Annotated in this window: 2 protein-coding genes; one reads left to right on the top strand and one right to left on the bottom strand. The window is 37.0% G+C overall.

All coding sequences use genetic code 11. The features are described 5' to 3' along the window. On the bottom strand, window positions 1-572 hold a 572-nt coding region (locus tag HP456_RS24200; RefSeq protein ID WP_172255736.1), incomplete at its 3' end, for a succinate dehydrogenase cytochrome b558 subunit. A gap of 345 nt (window positions 573-917) precedes the next feature. Here HP456_RS24200 and HP456_RS24195 point away from each other — a divergent pair. Further along, a partial coding sequence (locus HP456_RS24195) for a DUF2507 domain-containing protein (protein ID WP_172255733.1) occupies window positions 918-1144 on the top strand: 227 nt, incomplete at its 3' end.

Raw genomic sequence — 1144 nt, 5'->3', positions numbered from 1 at the left:
GATAACGCAACAAAAATTCCGATCGTTACATATGTAGCTATTAATTGAGAACGTGGTGATACCGTGATTCCCCAGCTTACACAGAATGACCATAAGCCATTAGCAAAGTGGAAGATCGTAGAAAGTACACCAATTACATAAAACACAAGCATCAATGGATTCGATAAAATGTTTTCCATCATCTGAAAGTTCACTTCCGCTCCAAATGCGGCAGCCACCCTTGTCTCCCACACATGCCATGTAACAAAGATAAATGTAATTACCCCTGAAATACGCTGAAGAAGGAACATCCAGTTACGGAAATAGCCAAATTTAGTGGCATTATTCTTAGAAGTGAACGCAATGTAAATTCCATAGATCGCATGGAAATACAATGGTAGGAAGATGATAAAGATTTCAAGGAAATAACGGAAAGGCAGACTTTCCATAAAATGTGCCGCTTGATTGAATGACTCTTCCCCGCCTGTGGCAAAATGGTTCACGACTAAATGTTGAGTTAAAAATAATCCAACTGGAATAACACCTAGTAATGAATGAAGCCTGCGATAATTAAATTCTCGATTTCCAGCCATGATTTACCCCCCTTAATCATAAAATATGAGGCCGTTTTCTAATCAATTTTCATTAGACTACGATACATATTTTATGTTGTAACAATAATATGACAAGTCTCATTTTACTCCCCTGAAGTGGAAGCGTCAAGAAAACGGATACATAATTTCGACAATATCGCTAAAATATTTTTAACAGGAAGTGAACGGTAAAATCGTTCTAAATCCGCTTTTAATAGTTAGAAAATTCTAATAAATCACAAACAATATTATATCACCAAAATATCCCATCTTTCGTTTTACATGTTTGGGATGATAAATCGTCATCACATGTATATAATAGTTTTATAGAAAGAGGGGATTTACTTGGAACAGAAAAAAGAAGAAATCTATGAACCGGCCGTCCCAATTTTCGGTTATGAATTGATTCGCGATATCCTGCTCCCGGATATCCTTGGAAAGCACACTCCTGACATTTTATATTGGGGAGGCAAACAGCTCTCCAGAAAATTCCCCCTTCAATCAATCGAAGAATGCACATCATTTTTTGAAGAAGCAGGATGGGGAACGCTGACGGTTAACGAACAAAAGAA

The sequence above is a fragment of the Bacillus haikouensis genome (assembly GCF_013179555.1).
In the GTDB taxonomy this organism is placed as follows: domain Bacteria; phylum Bacillota; class Bacilli; order Bacillales; family Bacillaceae_B; genus Rossellomorea; species Rossellomorea haikouensis_A.
This window is presented reverse-complemented; position numbering and strand designations above follow the sequence as displayed.